General features: G+C 51.4%; 18 protein-coding genes. 13 read left to right on the top strand and 5 right to left on the bottom strand.

Translation table 11 applies throughout. The features are described from left to right. Positions 1-118: 118 nt before the first annotated feature. Positions 119-988, bottom strand: a complete 870-nt coding sequence (locus BMW65_RS22830) for a TIR domain-containing protein (RefSeq protein WP_090609218.1) — start codon at positions 986-988, stop codon at positions 119-121. A 205-nt stretch (positions 989-1,193) separates the two neighbouring features. Next, positions 1,194-1,460 (bottom strand): helix-turn-helix transcriptional regulator, encoded by a 267-nt coding sequence (locus BMW65_RS22825; protein ID WP_245747724.1) that lies wholly within the window; start codon positions 1,458-1,460, stop codon positions 1,194-1,196. A gap of 318 nt (positions 1,461-1,778) precedes the next feature. Here BMW65_RS22825 and BMW65_RS24345 point away from each other — a divergent pair, with 318 nt between their 5' ends. From BMW65_RS24345 to BMW65_RS22810, 4 genes are all read left to right on the top strand, one after another. Beyond that, complete coding sequence (locus tag BMW65_RS24345) at positions 1,779-1,919, top strand: hypothetical protein (protein ID WP_177181275.1); 141 nt, start codon at positions 1,779-1,781, stop codon at positions 1,917-1,919. Between the two features lie 305 nt (positions 1,920-2,224). Next, the gene (locus BMW65_RS22820) at positions 2,225-3,820 is read left to right on the top strand and encodes a TlpA family protein disulfide reductase (protein ID WP_143053990.1); all 1,596 of its coding nucleotides are present in this window, start codon (positions 2,225-2,227) and stop codon (positions 3,818-3,820) included. Then, positions 3,813-6,803 carry a SusC/RagA family TonB-linked outer membrane protein gene (locus tag BMW65_RS22815; protein WP_177181274.1) on the top strand — a complete coding sequence of 997 codons (2,991 nt, stop codon included), beginning with the start codon at positions 3,813-3,815 and terminating at the stop codon, positions 6,801-6,803. The genes BMW65_RS22820 and BMW65_RS22815 overlap by 8 nt, the downstream gene beginning before the upstream one ends. Before the next feature lie 11 nt (positions 6,804-6,814). After that, positions 6,815-8,182: a RagB/SusD family nutrient uptake outer membrane protein gene (locus BMW65_RS22810; protein ID WP_090609213.1), complete on the top strand. Its 1,368-nt coding sequence runs from the start codon at positions 6,815-6,817 to the stop codon at positions 8,180-8,182. A 55-nt stretch (positions 8,183-8,237) separates the two neighbouring features. Here BMW65_RS22810 and BMW65_RS22805 read toward each other — a convergent pair whose 3' ends face one another. Both BMW65_RS22805 and BMW65_RS22800 read right to left on the bottom strand, forming a co-directional pair. Next, positions 8,238-8,570 (bottom strand): hypothetical protein, encoded by a 333-nt coding sequence (locus tag BMW65_RS22805; RefSeq protein WP_143053989.1) that lies wholly within the window; start codon positions 8,568-8,570, stop codon positions 8,238-8,240. Between the two features lie 227 nt (positions 8,571-8,797). After that, entirely contained in the window at positions 8,798-9,235 is a 438-nt protein-coding gene (locus BMW65_RS22800) for a MauE/DoxX family redox-associated membrane protein (RefSeq protein WP_090609210.1), read from the bottom strand. Between the two features lie 162 nt (positions 9,236-9,397). On the opposite strand from BMW65_RS22800, the gene BMW65_RS22795 reads away from it, so the two are divergent. Both BMW65_RS22795 and BMW65_RS22790 read left to right on the top strand, forming a co-directional pair. Then, the gene (locus BMW65_RS22795; RefSeq protein ID WP_090609208.1) at positions 9,398-9,598 is read left to right on the top strand and encodes a hypothetical protein; all 201 of its coding nucleotides are present in this window, start codon (positions 9,398-9,400) and stop codon (positions 9,596-9,598) included. 17 nt (positions 9,599-9,615) lie between these two features. Further along, on the top strand, positions 9,616-9,906 hold the full coding sequence (locus tag BMW65_RS22790; RefSeq protein WP_090609207.1) for a type II toxin-antitoxin system YafQ family toxin: 291 nt from the start codon (positions 9,616-9,618) through the stop codon (positions 9,904-9,906). On the opposite strand, the gene BMW65_RS22785 is transcribed toward BMW65_RS22790, so the two are convergent. Continuing rightward, positions 9,889-10,872 (bottom strand): helix-turn-helix domain-containing protein, encoded by a 984-nt coding sequence (locus BMW65_RS22785; protein WP_090609205.1) that lies wholly within the window; start codon positions 10,870-10,872, stop codon positions 9,889-9,891. The genes BMW65_RS22790 and BMW65_RS22785 overlap by 18 nt on opposite strands. Before the next feature lie 188 nt (positions 10,873-11,060). On the opposite strand from BMW65_RS22785, the gene BMW65_RS22780 reads away from it, so the two are divergent. From BMW65_RS22780 to BMW65_RS23995, 7 genes are all read left to right on the top strand, one after another. Continuing rightward, positions 11,061-11,255, top strand: a complete 195-nt coding sequence (locus tag BMW65_RS22780; protein ID WP_090609203.1) for a hypothetical protein — start codon at positions 11,061-11,063, stop codon at positions 11,253-11,255. Between the two features lie 60 nt (positions 11,256-11,315). Beyond that, positions 11,316-12,176 (top strand): lysophospholipid acyltransferase family protein, encoded by an 861-nt coding sequence (locus BMW65_RS22775; RefSeq protein WP_090609202.1) that lies wholly within the window; start codon positions 11,316-11,318, stop codon positions 12,174-12,176. 50 nt (positions 12,177-12,226) lie between these two features. After that, on the top strand, positions 12,227-13,342 hold the full coding sequence (locus BMW65_RS22770) for a LytS family sensor histidine kinase (RefSeq protein WP_090609200.1): 1,116 nt from the start codon (positions 12,227-12,229) through the stop codon (positions 13,340-13,342). Positions 13,343-13,374: 32 nt separating this feature from the next. After that, entirely contained in the window at positions 13,375-14,112 is a 738-nt protein-coding gene (locus BMW65_RS22765; RefSeq protein ID WP_090609198.1) for a LytR/AlgR family response regulator transcription factor, read from the top strand. Further along, positions 14,109-14,429, top strand: a complete 321-nt coding sequence (locus BMW65_RS22760; protein WP_090609196.1) for a helix-turn-helix domain-containing protein — start codon at positions 14,109-14,111, stop codon at positions 14,427-14,429. The genes BMW65_RS22765 and BMW65_RS22760 overlap by 4 nt, the downstream gene beginning before the upstream one ends. Positions 14,430-14,587: 158 nt before the next feature. Continuing rightward, a complete protein-coding gene (locus BMW65_RS22755) occupies positions 14,588-15,904 on the top strand; it encodes an ATP-binding protein (RefSeq protein WP_090609194.1) in 1,317 nt (438 codons plus the stop codon). 103 nt (positions 15,905-16,007) lie between these two features. Then, positions 16,008-16,307 carry a hypothetical protein gene (locus tag BMW65_RS23995; RefSeq protein ID WP_143053988.1) on the top strand — a complete coding sequence of 100 codons (300 nt, stop codon included), beginning with the start codon at positions 16,008-16,010 and terminating at the stop codon, positions 16,305-16,307. Positions 16,308-16,352: the final 45 nt, after the last annotated feature.

Below are 16,352 nucleotides of genomic sequence, written 5' to 3'. Positions count from 1 at the left end.
CCTATACAACTTCCCTTCCCTTCTTACTCCTATTCCCCTTTGTCCTTATAAATTAGCCTTGAATTGGTATTCTAATGGTTTTAAGGAGGTCACTCCTAATAAATCTTCGTTGAAATACCTAAAACTGATCAACCACGGCTTTCATGTCAACATATATTCCAACAGCTTGCATTTCTTTCAGTAGTTTTATCTTCCAACTGCCGCTCGCCTCGTATTTTTCATATAGAATTCCTTGCAAATCAGACGGCACCTCAACTCCGTCTTTTACAATAAGCCTAATCCTCTCCTTTCCTAACAATCCAATGAAATAACCTATCTCTAAGATAACATTTTGTCGTGCCTGTTTCGCTTCATTCTCTAATATGTCATCGGGAGTAAGAAGAGCGATTGCATATCCAGCTTTATTTGTTTCATCCAAAAGCTTGTCAATAATAGTTCTGCCCTTGTCGGGCTGTTCATGCAAAACGATGCTGTTTACAGCAGCACGATTTAACAATAACTGCACCTCCATTTTTAATGTATCATCGTGTCCATGTATAATAAAGGCCGTATCGTTGTTGGTTTTTTTTGCTGTGTTTGCTTCAATTTCCGGATTTGCTTCGATGATATCTTCTAACGCTTTGCCAAGATAGTCTATGAACGAATTATTGAATTTGTAAATCGAATCGTTAAAATTCCTTTCTGGAAATAATTCGCTTGATATATTAATCAGCCAATCCTGATCATTTTTGGCGATCCCTCTGTATATATTGTAAGTTAAAGATTTAGTGTCGTCTATGTTTTTTGGCAAACTCCACTCATAATTATCCCCTTCAATCCATTCAGACCATTTAGACCATTCTGACTCATATTTGTCAAAAACAGGATTATCCTTTACCTCTAAGTCTAAATAACCAAAAAGCTGTGATACGACACTGTTATATGTTCTGAGTTCAGATTTTGCAATTTGCTGAAAGAGAAAATTTACATTTTTTGGATTAAGAGCCATTATGTATAACTTTTGATGACATTTCCTGTTTAGAATTAGTCGATTGTATCCTTGATATTTTGCTTTATCGCGCCTATCTTTTTTGATATCATTTTAATTCATCTCTGAATCATAGCAAGCTCGCCCATCTGCATTATTCCACTCCCAATTTTTCGATGGGTTCTACCTTCACCACCTCCACATTCTTTCCTTTTGAGAATTGAACCTATTTAACCTTCACCCACTCACTTTGATGAAGTAATTCTCTTATGTCAACTTTAAGGAATTTAGCGATATCGTTAAGTGTGTTCAAGGTAGGTTGTTGTTTGTTGTTTACCCATCTTGAAACCGTCTCTTTCTTTACTTTCAGATGAACGACCAGATCATTATTCTTCATTTCTTTTTCCTCTAAAACTTCTGATATCCGGTTAATTTTATAGTCAGGCATAAATTTATTCTTAATTATTTGTTGATTTTTAAAATCAACTTGCATATATTTGCATATGATTTGAATTAGCAAGTCATACAGTTTGAGCTTGATTTAGGCTTGGCCTAATGATTAACGAGTCTCCAATTTCTCACTTGGTACCTGGGAAGGAGGCGGTAAGGTTAGCTCATTTCCTACGAATATTATATCTTTGCTATATAATGGCGTAGGGGGTGAGCCTTGCTGAAGTCCGCTTCCAGGTACCACCTAAGGCATTTGCTTTAGGTCTGCACTAGAGTTTCGACTCTTGTGAGAAGAGTGGGTCGACGTAAGGTTTTACCCCCTACGTTATTTTGGGGAGCTCGTTTTACATAACTAAAAATTATGGAAACGAAGACTACCAAACCACCAACGTACCCCCACCGCAAACCACTTGTGGTAGATGTCGCAATTTGCGATATCAAATGGGTACAATCCCAACCCCTGCAATCATTATTAAAGAACATCATCCGGTCACCCGAGTGACCAGAAACCGAAAATACGGCAGTCACGGAAGTGAGTAGGGTAAAGGCGTAATTAAAAAGCCCCAACCCCGAAAGCAAGGCCATCAAAAAAGCCTACTTCCACAGTTGCCACCGACCCCAATGCTGAATGGAAAAACCCGTTTTAAGCCCAGGTTGGAGAAGGTGTCTATAATTTCGGTTTCTTGCAATGAACCCTAAAAGTAGATGCTTTAATCCATACTTGCAAATAATTGGCAAAAATTCCTTCGCATTGGTGGTCGGTACATGGAGTTAATAATTTTATAAACGACTAAAAACCAATGAACAGTGAAGCGAATTTTACGCTTATGGGGATACTATGCCCTTATACACCGGTTGTCCGCCTACTGGCGCAACCGACAATCGGAGATATTCCGAAAGCAGAAAAGAAAACTATCCGGCCGGAGGCAACCCCGCCGCAAACTACGGGGCGGCAGGCCGTCACCGGCTACCCATAAAGAGAAACTATGTGTGCAGACCCATGCGCAGGCATCGGCCCTCCCCGGGCCGGGCCTCGCAATTGGGGTAATGGCTTTTTTGCTGCTGGCGATAAGTACCAGTGTATACGCCAAGCATGAAGCATATAGAGATAGCATTACTCCCCTGCAAATCGGGGATATCGTTCCCGCAGAATGGTGGGACATTCCGCTTACCCTTTGGAGCGCGGCAGACAATAGCACGGAAACAATTACCCTCAATAATTACCGAGGCAAGGTCATCATCCTTGATTTTTGGGCTACGTGGTGCAAAAGCTGCATTGCAAATATGCCGCGGATGCACAGGTTGCAAGCCGGGTTCCACCAAGACATGGTGGTATTGCCCGTCACCTATGAAAATGCCAATACCGTCGCTGCCTTCCTCGGCAGGACAGCGGATACCGGCATGGTTGCTCTACGGGAGTCGTTCCAATCTGTCATTGCGGATAGTGTGCTGAAAGCGCTTTTCCCCAATCCGGATAAATCGATTCCCTATTTCGCCATTATCCGGAAAGACGGTGTATTCAAAGGGCTCACCATTCCGCAGCATCTGGACGAAAACCTAATCAGCCAGTTGGCAGACGGCGAGGACGGTTATGTGCCGGAGCTAAGACAAATCTCTCCGGATCCGTTCCTGCAATACGCGCCCTCCTACGCCGGGAACCAACTGCATAAGCCGCTCTATTATGCCATGGTATCCGGATACTGGGATGGCTATACGTACCGGACAGGTGTAGTGATAGATTCCGTCAACAATGTCCATAGGACGTATTATGTAAACCAGCCGCTGCTCACGCTGTACAATGCGGCATTGAGAAGCGGCAGTCCGAATCTGCCCAATAGAAGATTGCTGCTGGTGGATTCAGCGGTGCAATACGAATCCCACAATTTGCGAAACCCGCATTATAATGCTTTCCAGCATAGCTATTGTTACGAATCCGTATATCCGGCCAGCATGGCGCGGCATGCGCGCTTGGAGCGGATGGTGACAGATCTGAATATGGCGTCTGGCCTATACGGTGCGCTTTTGAAAAGGGAAATCCCGTGCTTAGTGATTCGCCTTTCGGGCTCCGATCCCAAGCCCGCCGCAGACCTGCCCGGTGGAACCTCGAAACGGCTCCCGCTAAAAGCGTTGACCCAGCAGTTGAATCGCCAGTACCAAGCGGCTATTCCATATGTCATCGACGAAACCGGCTATATGGGCGAAATCCTCTGGGACAAAGCGCTTGACCGCTCTGACATCCAGGCGATACGGGCATGCCTCGCCCGGCAGGGATTTGAACTGATTGAAGAAAGCCGCGAACTGGAGATCTTTGTCTTAAGTGACCGCAAGGTAGATGACGTATCCGGCATTCCCATTGCGCTTACCAAATACGGTTATGTACGGAAGGAGGCGGGCAATGAATAAGAACCTATTCTTATACGTCCTGAATACGATAGGCCTTGCAGCCTGCGGCAGTTTAGCCCATGCACAGTCCGAAACGGACACCCTGCGGAGGGACACCGTGATGCTGGAAGAAGTACAAATCTCCACGGGCTACCAGACATTGCCCGCCGAACGGATGACAGGCTCGTTCGAACGGGTGGACGAAAAGCTGTTCAACCGGCAGATTTCCACGGATGTCATTTCGCGGCTGGACGGACTGGTTCCCGGCATGCTGTTTGACAAGCGCGGGGCCACGGACAGGCTATTGGTACGGGGGCTCAGCTCCATCGGCCTTACCGACAGCCGACCGCTCATCATCCTCGACAACTTCCCTTATGAGGGCGACCTGGATGCCATCAATCCCAACGACGTGGCCAGCGTGACCCTGCTGAAGGATGCCGCCTCGGCCTCCATCTGGGGCGCTCGCGCCGGCAACGGCGTGCTGGTCATCACCACCAAGCGCGGCCAGTTCGGCCGGCCCTTCCGGCTGTCGGCCACCTCGAACGTGGCCGTGCAGGAGAAGCCCGACCTGTTCTACCGCCCGCAGATAGCCCCCACGGATTACATAGACAACGAAACCATGCTCTTCGGCCGCGGGGTGTACGATGCCGCGCTGATGAATACGCGCACGTGGCCCGCCGTCACCCCCGTGGTGGATATCCTCGACCAACAGCGCCGCGGCCTGATGTCCGAAGCGGAAGCCGCCGCACGGATTGACGCCCTGCGCGGGCATGACCTCCGCGACGACGAGAGCCGCTACCTCTACCGCGATGCGGTGATGCAGCAGTATGCGCTCTCCCTGAGCGGCGGGAGCGACCGGCTGAATACCCTGCTCTCGGCAGGGTACGACCGCAACCTGCAGTCCGAGCGCGGCAACGGCTATACGCGCACGACCGTGCGCAGCCAGACCTCGCTGCGGCCGGTGGATGCGCTGTCGCTGGACATCGGCATCGCCTACTCGGCAAACGAGCGGCAGGCCAACCATCCCGGTGCCATCCGCATGGGAGCCACCGGCGGCATATATCCTTATGCCTCCCTCGTGGACGAACAGGGCCGGCCCGCCGTGGTGGTGCGCGACCGCCGCTTGGGCTATGCCGATACGGCGGGGGCGGGCAGGCTGCTGGACTGGCGGTACCGGCCCTATGAAGAGCTGTCCCTGGCGGATAATACCACCAAGCTGCAGAACCTGCTGTTCAACCTTTCGGCACGCTACCAGTGGACGGCACACCTGAGCACGGAGGTGCGCGGCCAGTATGAAAACCAATGGAGCGACTCCCGGCAATTGCAGGATGAGCGGTCGTACTACGTGCGCGACCTTATCAACTCCTTCACGCAGCTGGCGGGCGACAACGTAATCCGGCCAGTCCCGCTCGGGGGCATACTGGATGCCGGCCGTTCCCGCCTGCAGGCCTATGGCCTGCGCGGGCAGGCCAACTACCGCCGTGACTGGGCCGCGCACAGCGTGGCGGCCATCGCTGGCGGGGAGGTAAGGCACGCGGGCACGGAATCCGGCAGCGACAGGCTGTACGGCTACGACGCCGATCTGCGCATCAGCCAGGGCGTGGACTATGCCAACCAGTACCCGCGCTATACCAGCCCCTCCAGCCGGGCGTTCATCCCCTACGTGGGCTCCGGCAGCCGCACGGTATCGCGGTTCGTATCGCTGTATGCCAATGCGTCCTACACTTACAACGGAAGGTACACCGCCTCGGCAAGTGCCCGGCGGGATGCGTCCAACCTGTTCGGCGTAGCCACCAACGACAGGTGGTCGCCCTTCTGGTCGGCGGGGCTGGCGTGGGACATTGCCAAGGAACCGTTTTACGCATGGTCGGCCATGCCCCACCTGAAACTGCGTTCCACCTACGGCCATGCCGGCAATGTGGATAATGGCAGGGCGGCAGTGACCACCATCGAATACCGGGGATACAGCCGCCTCGGCCGCTTCCCGTATGCCATCGTGGCCAACCCGCCGAACCCCGAACTGCGGTGGGAAGACGTGGCCACATGGAACATCGGGCTCGATTTTGCCACCAAGGGCCGATACCTGAGCGGTAGCATTGAGTACTACGTCAAGGACGCGACGGACCTTATCAGCACGATAGTGGCCGATCCGACTTCCGGCTTTACGTCCTTTGCCCGGAATAGTGCAAGTATCCGCAATCGCGGATTGGACATATCACTACAGGGCCGCGCCGATGTAGGGGTATTCGGTTGGATAGGCGATTTGCTGTTTTCACATAATACCAATATGCTGACCGAATACCACAACGATCCGTGGTCGTATAGCAGTTCGGTAGGAACGGGCAACAATATCGCACCCTTTGTAGGACGCACACCCTATGCGCTCATCAGCTACCGGTTTGCCGGGCTTGACCCCGAAAACGGCGATCCTATGGGCTACCTCAACGGTGAAGTATCAAACGACTACAACAACATCACGCGGAATGCCACGGAAGAAGATGTCGTGCTGCATGGATCGACACTGGCCACCTATTTCGGCGCTTTCCGCAATACGTTCACTTGGAAAAACCTATCCGTATCGGCAAATGTGACGTATCGGTTTGGATACTTTTTCCGGCGTGAGACGGTGGCTTATGCATCCTTCCTGTCGGGTGGTGTGGCGGCGCTGCATGCCGATTACTACAAACGCTGGCAGCACGCTGGTGACGAACGTCAGACTACCGTGCCATCTATGCGCATACCGGGCAGTGCCAATAGGGATGCCTTCTACCGTGATTCGGAGGTGACCGCCGAACGCGGTGATCACATCAGGCTGCAGGATGTAAACATTACATATGTTTTTGACATGTCTAACGGGCGGCTGCCCTTCCGTCAAATCCGTGCAACGGTCTACGCCCGCAACCTCGGGCTGCTCTGGAAAGCCAACGATGTGGGATTGGACCCCGATTACCTGGCGACGCCTGCCGCACGGAGTATAGCATTTGGATTGGCCATGGACTTTTAATCATTTATATCATGAAAGCAATGAAGAAATTACCGCTTTGGATGGGATTGACAGGCCTTTGTTTTTTCTTGTCCGGTTGCGAGGACTACCTTGCGGAAAAGCCGAGTTCGTCGCTTGCGATACCGTCTTCTGTCCGTGATTTTCAGGCGTTGATTGACTACCAAGCGCGCATGAATGAATACTATCCCGAATCCGGCGACATCGCCGCAGACTATTATTACCTCACGGAGACCGACTGGGGTGCACGGTCGGATCACGCTCGGGATACTTACGTCTGGAAGGCCGACGTAGATAGTGAACAAGATTGGGCAGTGTGCTACGAGAAAATTTTTTATGCCAATGTCGTGCTGGAAGGCATCGACGACGCGTTGCTTGATGGCTTGGGTGAGCCCGACCGCCAGCAAGCAAAGGGCGCTGCATTATTCATTAGGGGGTGGACATATTATCACCTGTCACAGCTTTTCGTACCACAGTACCGCCGCGATGAGGAGTCCAGCGGTTATGGGCTCCCGCTTCGGTTTACACCGGATATCAATGCACCCACAGAGCGTTCTACGGTCGGCGATACGTACCGGCAAATTGAGGCTGATCTGAAGCAGGCCGCGCAGCTTTTGCCTGAGCGGGCGGCATTGGCTACCCGCCCCTCCAAGGCTGCGGCGTATGCGGCGCTGGCCCGTTTGTATCTTACGATGGGTCGGTATGACGATGCCTTGGAAGCTTCGGATTCCTGCCTCGCTATTCAGTCGGAGTTGATGGATTATAACACGTTGGATGCCAACCAGGCAAACAGTTTCGCTGAGCTGAATCCTGAAGTAATTTTCAACGCCATGCTATCCGGACTTTCGGGTGTACATGCTGCTGCCCGCGCGCGCGTAGACACCGTGCTTTATTCGTCATATGACGAAGATGATCTCCGTAGATATCTTTTCTTTGATACCCGCGCCGATGGAAGCCTTCAATTCAAGGGCTCCTACTATGGCAATATTCACAGCGTCTTCGCCGGATTGGCCGTGGATGAGGTATATCTGATCAAGGCGGAAAGCCTCATCCGTACCAGAAGGCGGGAGGATGGCGTGCGCATACTGGATGAGTTGCTCGCCAGGCGATGGCAGACGGGTACGTATGTCGCCCGGCAGGTCGCCACTGATGAGCAGGCATTGCGCATGGTGCTGGAAGAAAGGGAAAAAGAATTGGTCTTTAGGGGTGGAATCCGGTGGAGTGATTTGCGCAGGTTGAATGCAGCAGGTTTTTTGGTAACGACATTGAAGCGTACCCTTGGAGGCGTGGATTATCTGTTGGAAGCAAACGATCCAAGGTATACGTTTTTGATTCCAAGCAGCGTGATCGGTCAGAATAACATTGTTCAAAATCTCCGCTAACCAATACGGGTGCGGCCAAGCCGCACCCGTTCTCAAATCAGCTGTCTAACCGACGTTAGTTTCCGGAAAAGAACCCGTAGGTGATGTTGGCATGCGGTGATCTGGATTCCAATGCCTCCAACAAATCGGTTACGGCCTCAAGGTTGGGTTGGCCGCCGTTGTCCGGCGCTTCAACCACGCATACTTCCCCGCTGCCCTGGCAATTGTTTTCTGCTCCCGCGGGAGCTTCATCGTAGTTTGCCGGATTGGTGGGGTCGTCCGACTCAATGTCATACAACCACATCGTGTTGCTTGCGGTGCTAAATGCCTGCACCGCGGCCTTGCCGACGAACACTGTGAGCGCCAGCAACATCGCTACCAAGGGTAGCTGCTTTCTTAGTTTAATCATATTTGTTCCGTTTTTTAATGTTAATCACTGGGGCAGGATGCAGGGCTCCCTAAGACCGGTTCTGTTTGGTTTGCGCTTCGGCGCAGGTGAAGGCACATGGCTTTTGCCGCCTTCCTATTGGATGAATCTACTGGTCGAACCGCTTTGGGAATCCCATATGTCCCGCCCTTGTGCTTGCCGGGTTGGCCAGCCCGGCGACCGTGCACGGAGATCGTATATACATGCCGTCAGCCAACTGCTGCGGTTTTCTTCTTACTAATTCGATGATACAGTAATACACCGGTGGCAGCCATTGCCGCCAATCCCACATTTACCCAGAAATGCTGGCTCCATCTAAGGCTGCTGAACAACTTGCCGCAGGCGCATACGACCTCGCCATAGGGTTCGGAGGCCGCATATGCGGTATATACGGCAAATGCCAGCATCAATGCGGCCGATGCCCATAAGCCGTACAAGCGGGTACGGGTGATGGTAAGCAGGGCCACTGCTGCGAGCTCTACCAATGGCAAGCCCCAGTCAAGGGCAGCTTTCATCCAATTCGCCAGGGGCTGTTTGTGCAGCATGATGTGAAAGGTACGATGGTACCATACCTTCTCCATACCCGTGAAGAAAAACAGCCCGATAAAAACGACGGTGATAAATGTGATGTAATGCGTTGCCTTCATGCTTACAAAGGAAAGCAGGATACAGCCCCATGTTGCTGACCGAAACGGCCGATGCGTGGATTTTTTTCCGGTGAGCGGGTGGATGGGTTAGGTGGAGTGAAAGGTTGGGCTGGGTTGCTTGTTTATTTGTAAAAGCTTATATTTGCATAAATTGATTTCGCTATGCAGACGTTGGAAATTAAGGTACCGGACGAGAAAACAGCATTGATAAAAGCGTTGCTGAAAGAATTGGGCGTTGTGGTAAAAGTCAAGAAAGAGAAGGCCAAGGAACCCAATAAAGAGACCATCGCCGCGATGCAGGAATTGAAGCAGGGTAAAGGCAAGAAATTCGATAGTGTGGAGGCACTGTTCAATAGTATCTGAACCCCGGTTTGTCCATTATGCCCTATTATCAACTGATAACCTCCACCAAGTTTCTAAAAGACCTCAAGCTGCTCAAGAAACGTTCGCAAAAAGATTTTGCATTACTTCAGGAACTTATTTCAGTACTGGTTGAACATGGCCATTCAGGATTAGCACCAAAGCACCGGCCACACAAGCTGAAAGGTAACTATAGTGGCTATTGGGAATGCCATGTAAAGCCTGATTTATTGCTGATTTGGGACGAGAACGAAGAAATCCGATTGCTCGAATTGGTTCGTACCGGTACACATTCAGACTTGTTTGGTTAGCCGGTAATGCATCGGCGATACCCCCACCGCTTTTTTGAAAGCCCGGCTGAGGCTTTCGGCATGTGCAAAGCCCACTTGCTCGGCAATGGTAGCCAATGGAAACGCCGTATCTTCCAATAGCCCCTTGGCAACCTGGATGCGGCAGCGTACTACGGTATCCGCAATGGTGCTTTCATAACGTGCAGCAAACGCCTTGTTTAAGCGGCTGGCCGAAATGCCGAAACGTGCGGCAATGGCCGCCAGCTTCACCGCCTGCGGATCGGCAAAATGTGCCGCCACGTATGTGCTTATTTTCACCAGCAATGCTTCATGCTGCCCCGTATCCGGTAGCCGCTGTATCCGCTCGTCATACAGCGCGAGGAACCGCGCCAAATATACCTTCAGCGCACCATCCAGCTCGTCACCGCGCTTGGGGCAGTGTATCACCCGCGCCAGCGTGAGCCACTCATCCTGTTGCATGGTGGCCTTGGGCAGGCATGAAGTCTGTGTGGGAGTAGTCTTCCACACATCGGCCAGCGGGCGTAGCGACGGGTAGCGCCGCGTAAGCCATACGAGGTAGCCGTATGGGAAGCCGAAGACTAAGGTCTCGTGCTTGCCGGGAGTCAGGTTGGTCGCGTAGTTGCCCGGTGCGAGGTAGCAGGCGCAATATTGTGATGCTTCCAGCCGGAGAGAGACTCCGCCGTCAAGCAGGCGATCCAACCTGCCCTTTAGCTGATAGATAAACAATACGCAACCTTCATCTACCCGGATGCGGATGGGCTGGCTATGGGCTACATCTGCCGTATATAAACAAATCCGGAATTGCCAACCGTCGATGGCCTGGGCATACAGGTGAGCTTCGGTATGTTCGAGTACACTGCGGCCCGCGTGGTGGAGCCGGTAGTCGCTTTCGCGGACAGGCCGGTTCAGCGGTTTGAAAGGGCTGTCCGGCGCTTGGATGAAATGGATGGTCAGTAGTTTTTCCATAATTGTTTGGATTTATCTCCTACGAACGTAAGCGATAGGTGGCCGAAACCGTCATTTATGACGTGAAAGCTGTTTTTCCCTGCGTGAAAGGTGCAATAGCCTGCGTGAATCCGGTCACGCAGCAAATTGCCCCTTTCACGCCAAGGAAATCGGTTTTCACGCGGATTTGAGCGGAGGAACCAACAGGAATGCGGAAGTTAGCCGATGTCGATACGAACGCGGTTGGCGGCGCCGCCAGCCACAGGGGATTCCGAAAACCTGAGAAACAGAGTAGGACTAACCTCAAACACCTTTCCATCATGGAAGCATCACTGAACGAAGCATACGAATTGCTTTTTCCTATCCTCGATGAAGATGATAAGTGCGAGCACATTTATCTCTGATGGTCAAGCCGGGCATTGCCCGGCTTGCTTTAAAAACCTTTTTCAAAACAATGATAAACCATGTACAACAACTACTTACACGAAAAACAGCAGATAGAGCAGGAAGCCTCATTACTGTCCGTCACCACCAGCGTGGCAGCCTACCGCAAGTTTGCATTATTCACCACCAACCTGGGGCTTGCCTTGCCGGATATACCCTTGCAACGGCACCTCCACCTATTCCGGAAAGCGGTCGCAAACCGGCAGCTGTGTTTTCTCGATGAGGTGCACCACGGTGTGGTGCCGTGGCACTGGCGTGGAGAGCGCGTGCTTGATTTTGATAGCCTCCGGCACCGTCCGGCCATCATCGGTACGTTCCACACAGGGTCTTACCGGCTGATCAACTACCTGCTGGCCCAAAGCGGCGTGCCTACAGCATTGCTGGTATCCAGCACGGTGAAAGAACGGCAGGGTACGGCATTCATGCAACAAGGCCTATCCATCGGTGGCAATAGCAAGCAGTGTATATTGATCACGGCAGATCACCCGATGGCGGGCCTGCACATCCTCCGGGCAGTAAAAAATGGGCGCACCGTGGTGGGCTATTTGGATGGGAATAGAGGGGCCGCCGGCCAGCAGCATGTGCATCAGCTGCCTTTTTTGGGGGTAAATGTGCATGTGCGTATCGGCTTAGCGCACTTGGCCCGGCGGGCAGGGATACCCTTTCACGGCGTGCTGGCCATACGGGAGCAAGCGGGCGGGGTAGCGCTGTGGCATAGCCGATCTTACGGTCATCAGCAGGACGCAATGCCATCCGAAACACCGCTGGAAGTCACTGCCGCCATGTATGCAGATCTGGCCTCCATCGCCCGCGAGGAGCCTTGGCAATGGGATCATTGGTACTACCTCCATGAAACTTTTTTGGGACACGGGCGGGATTGACCTGCTTTTTCGTTAAAATTGTTCACCTAAGTGAACATAAACATTACCTAATGGAAACTACCTTTTCCAATGTTTCCTTTCACTTCCGTTATCACTTGTATGTGTTGGTCGGCTATTCACTTGTGGTATTCGGGATGAATCTGCTGGGAAATAAAGACGTTTACCTGGCTGGCCTGACGTTGATGATAGGCATCAACATCGTCGTTTTTTACTCGTTGAACGGGATTTGCAACCGGTTTTTCACCTACAGTCGCGTCAGGCTGTTGGCGGTGCAGTTGTTTGGGCTCATCATCGCCTGGTATGTGGTTGTGTACCTGCTGATTTACGTTTGGTTTCCGGGAGTTGGTATTGCGCTGTTTCATACAGGCCGGGAGTTCCACATCGGCAAGTACGTCCGTAACCTGACGTCCTACCTTGAAAAATCCTTGATGGCCGTGCTGATCTATCAATTCGCGAAACTAAACAAAGCGCGGCAGCTCGTGCTGCTGGCTGAAAAGGAGAAGATCATTGAAAAAGAGCGGCAACTCAAGGAGGTGGCGGAGCGTGCGCTGGCGGCCGAAAAGGAGCACAGGGGGATAGCGCAAGAAAACCAGCGGCTCCGTTTTGCAGCTTCTTCGGGCCAGCTGAAATCCCATTGGCTGCACAGTGTGACGGCAAGCCTCCGGGAGAAGATCGGTAGGGGACTGGATGTGACGGAGCTATTCGATGCTTATCTGGAGGTGCTCAACTACTACTACCAACACGGCGGGCCGGACGCCAATCTCGTGACCCTGCAAGCGGAGCTCCACCTCGTCAGATTGATGCAGCTGCTCAATGGAGCAATCAATAATAACCAGCCCGCTTTGGTCATCCTTCCCAGCCACCCGCTGATTGCCCGGCAGATCCCGCCCTTTTTGATGAGTACGCTGCTGGAGAATGCATTTAAGTTTGCCGACCAATCTGGTGTCGATGAGCCCATCACGCTGGCGTTCAGCAGTACCGCAAAAATGCTCGCTATCACCTGCCGGAATGGTGTGGATCCGGCAAAAGTGTTGGCTGCACCCAAAAGTGGGGTTGGGTTGCGTAGCATCCGGCAGCAATTGGATTACCTTGCGCCGTCACGGCATGAAATAACCATCGTCAATGAAGGCCGGATGTATGAGATAGCTATCGTTATCCATTATTGAATAAGTAATTAATTACCATAAACTACACATATATGAAACCGTTATTTACGTATGTCATCATCGATGACAATTTCAATGATGCGACCGCGTTGCAGACACAATTGGCCAAATTTGACGAACTCCACCTTGCTGGTATTTTTCCGGATGCGCAGGCTGGCAGAGCCTTTCTCGACAAGCATGATGTCGATTTTTTGTTCCTTGATATTGACATGCCGAGACTGAACGGGATGGAACTACTCCACTTGTTGCCCAAACCGCCGGTTACCATCATCTGTACGGCTTACTCGGAGTTTATGGCTCAGGGTTTTGAACAGGAGGTCGTAGACTATTTGATGAAGCCTATCCCGTTCGACAGACTGGTGAAAGCCGTTCAATTGGCGAAACGGCGGCTTGGCCGCGTGAGCGAGGAAGATCCGGAGGTATATCAGGATTACCTGAATGTAAAAGTCGGTAACGGAATCCGCAAATTTATCGATGTAGCAGACATCAACTATGTGCGTGCTGTAGACCACTATTGCAACGTGTCACTGGTGGATCCAAAAACCGGTGGAGAAATCACCGTCTTGGCTAAGCAGTCTTTTGGGAGTGTGGCAGAACATCTCCCCAAAAAACAGTTTTTCCAAACGAACAAAAGCTATATAGTAGCGCTGGATCGGATATCGGAAATACGCAGCAGTGGTCATCTGATGCTTAGCCTGCCAAAGGGTAAGCTCATCAGCATCACGCAAGCCAACCGCGCTAAATTGCTGAAATTAAGCGGTGGGTCATGAAAAATGATATCCACCAGCTCCGCATTACCGTGCAAGACATGCACCGGCTGCTGGAAAAACTGGTAGCGCTACAGGAGGCCGATCATCGGCTTTGCCGCGTTGTACTGCAGCCCGGTGCTGATACATCAGCCGATGAACTGGAAGACTACCTCGATAAGCAGCAGGTGAAAGACTACCTCGGCATCGGCGAGGCCACCTACTACCGCTGGGTAAGGGAGGGCAAGCTCAACCCCCGTGGCGGCAAGGGGCAGCACCGCTACTACAAGCGCGATATCCGCGAGCTGATGGAAGCGCGCAAGTACCGGTACAGGGGGTAAAGGGCTTGGCAAGGGAATTTGCTAATCACAACTTAACTGCCAAAAATGTGATTTCATACACATTTTTGGCAGTTAATATTGGCTAAAATTATAGATTTGCACATATTAACTATTGATTATGTGAAAAAAATCACATTTTTGGCACTTATCTAAGGGAGATGAAAATACAACGCACCATCCAACAAAAGTTGGGATTATGGAGAAACACGCCAAACCGCAAGCCGCTCGTGTTGCAGGGGGCAAGACAAGTAGGCAAAACCTGGTTATTAAAGCAATTGGGCAAAGCGGAATTTGAAGATGTGGCCTATTTCAATTTTGAAGAACAACCCGAACTTAAACAGTTTTTCGAGAACACGAAAGATGTGCAACGCATCGTGCAAAACCTTTCATTGGTGCACGGAAGAACCATCGTCCCTCAAAAAACGCTGATAATTTTTGACGAAATACAGGAGTGTAATGATGCATTGAATACCCTCAAATACTTTTGCGAAAACGCCCCTGAATATGCCGTGGCAAGCGCGGGCTCGCTATTGGGGGTGGCGATGTCAAAGGGACAATCATTCCCTGTGGGCAAAGTGACCTTCATGCAGGTCAATCCGATCAGTTTCGCCGAATTCCTCTCCATAGATAGCCCACAACTGTTCGACTACCTGAATGGCATCGATCAGCTGGCGCCGTTGCCCGATATTTTCTTCAATCCGTTGGTGGACAAACTGAAAACATATTTTATTTCCGGTGGCATGCCTGAGGTGGTGGCAACATTGGTAGAAACGGGAGACGTGCAAACCACACAACAGGTATTGCAGGATATATTGAATGCTTATGCGCTCGATTTTTCGAAACATGCAGACAACAAGGATATACCGAAAATCCAATATATTTGGTCTTCTATCCCGTCGCAATTAGCACGAGACAATAAAAAATTTCTGTATCAAACGGTGCGTGAAGGGGCAAGGGCAAGAGACTATGAGGATGCATTGCTTTGGCTTTCGCATGCCGGGCTTATCCATCGCATATTTAGGAACAATAAACCCGGCCTGCCTTTATCGGCTTATGACGACTTATCTGCCTTTAAAGCATACCTCTTGGATGTCGGGCTTTTGCGCCGCCTCGCCTTGTTGGATCCCATCGCCGTAAAAGAAGGCAACCGCCTCTTTACGGAATTCAAGGGGGCACTGACCGAAAACTTCGTGTTGCAGCATCTTGTGGCCTGTTTTGAAGGCATGCCTCGGTATTGGACATCGGGCAACCAAGCGGAGGTCGATTTTTTGCTGCAGGTAAAGAATGATATTATCCCCATTGAAGTCAAGGCCGATGAAAACGTAAGGAGCCGAAGCCTCACTATCTACAACGAACAGTATAAACCTCCGGTGCGAATTCGATATTCGCTAAGAAATCTAAAAATGGATAATGGTATGTTAAACATCCCGTTATTCATGGTCGATTATACGGAAAAATTGCTCCAATTGGCCTAAATAAAAACCGGCCCACCCATCCTTCGACGACTTTCCGTTTTATCTGCGCTCCTACCGGGTACTCGGCTATTGCCTAAGCCATACTTGCCCCGCACTTCCGTTGGTGCTCCTCCGCTGTTTCTCCGCTGCTCAAGCGGAGGAGCAGCGGAGGAGCACCGAAGAACGAGCGGAGAAGCAGCGGACAACAAGCGGAGAAATAGCGGAGAAACAGCGTAGCGGGCAATACACAGGTGCGCAGCGGGTATCCAGCCGGAGCGGAGCGCAAGCGGATACGCAGCAGAGAAGCAGCGAACGTGCCCCCATTTCCTATCAGTCCCTACCAATTCCTATCAATTCCTATCGTTGGTCTTCCTGCCCAGGGGGTAGCCCTATGTTTGCTGCCAGGATACGCAATCACCGGTGACAAAGACGTATCGGAGTAAATGAACAGGATTTTTAAACTTTTAAA

The organism is Parapedobacter koreensis (assembly GCF_900109365.1).
GTDB classification, from domain to species: domain Bacteria; phylum Bacteroidota; class Bacteroidia; order Sphingobacteriales; family Sphingobacteriaceae; genus Parapedobacter; species Parapedobacter koreensis.
The sequence above is the reverse complement of the archived record's forward strand: the minus strand, read 5'-3'. Positions and strand labels throughout refer to the sequence as shown.

Excerpts from the sequence above, each read along its gene's own strand:
- BMW65_RS22830 (WP_090609218.1), bottom strand. The coding sequence starts at position 988 with ATGGCTCTTAATCCAAAAAATGTAAATTTTCTCTTTCAGCAAATTGCA.
- BMW65_RS22825 (WP_245747724.1), bottom strand. The coding sequence starts at position 1,460 with ATGCAAGTTGATTTTAAAAATCAACAAATAATTAAGAATAAATTTATG.
- BMW65_RS24345 (WP_177181275.1), top strand. The coding sequence starts at position 1,779 with ATGGAAACGAAGACTACCAAACCACCAACGTACCCCCACCGCAAACCA.
- BMW65_RS22815 (WP_177181274.1), top strand. The coding sequence starts at position 3,813 with ATGAATAAGAACCTATTCTTATACGTCCTGAATACGATAGGCCTTGCA.
- BMW65_RS22810 (WP_090609213.1), top strand. The coding sequence starts at position 6,815 with ATGAAAGCAATGAAGAAATTACCGCTTTGGATGGGATTGACAGGCCTT.
- BMW65_RS22805 (WP_143053989.1), bottom strand. The coding sequence starts at position 8,570 with ATGATTAAACTAAGAAAGCAGCTACCCTTGGTAGCGATGTTGCTGGCG.
- BMW65_RS22800 (WP_090609210.1), bottom strand. The coding sequence starts at position 9,235 with ATGAAGGCAACGCATTACATCACATTTATCACCGTCGTTTTTATCGGG.
- BMW65_RS22795 (WP_090609208.1), top strand. The coding sequence starts at position 9,398 with ATGCAGACGTTGGAAATTAAGGTACCGGACGAGAAAACAGCATTGATA.
- BMW65_RS22790 (WP_090609207.1), top strand. The coding sequence starts at position 9,616 with ATGCCCTATTATCAACTGATAACCTCCACCAAGTTTCTAAAAGACCTC.
- BMW65_RS22785 (WP_090609205.1), bottom strand. The coding sequence starts at position 10,872 with ATGGAAAAACTACTGACCATCCATTTCATCCAAGCGCCGGACAGCCCT.
- BMW65_RS22780 (WP_090609203.1), top strand. The coding sequence starts at position 11,061 with ATGCGGAAGTTAGCCGATGTCGATACGAACGCGGTTGGCGGCGCCGCC.
- BMW65_RS22775 (WP_090609202.1), top strand. The coding sequence starts at position 11,316 with ATGTACAACAACTACTTACACGAAAAACAGCAGATAGAGCAGGAAGCC.
- BMW65_RS22770 (WP_090609200.1), top strand. The coding sequence starts at position 12,227 with ATGGAAACTACCTTTTCCAATGTTTCCTTTCACTTCCGTTATCACTTG.
- BMW65_RS22765 (WP_090609198.1), top strand. The coding sequence starts at position 13,375 with ATGAAACCGTTATTTACGTATGTCATCATCGATGACAATTTCAATGAT.
- BMW65_RS22760 (WP_090609196.1), top strand. The coding sequence starts at position 14,109 with ATGAAAAATGATATCCACCAGCTCCGCATTACCGTGCAAGACATGCAC.
- BMW65_RS22755 (WP_090609194.1), top strand. The coding sequence starts at position 14,588 with ATGAAAATACAACGCACCATCCAACAAAAGTTGGGATTATGGAGAAAC.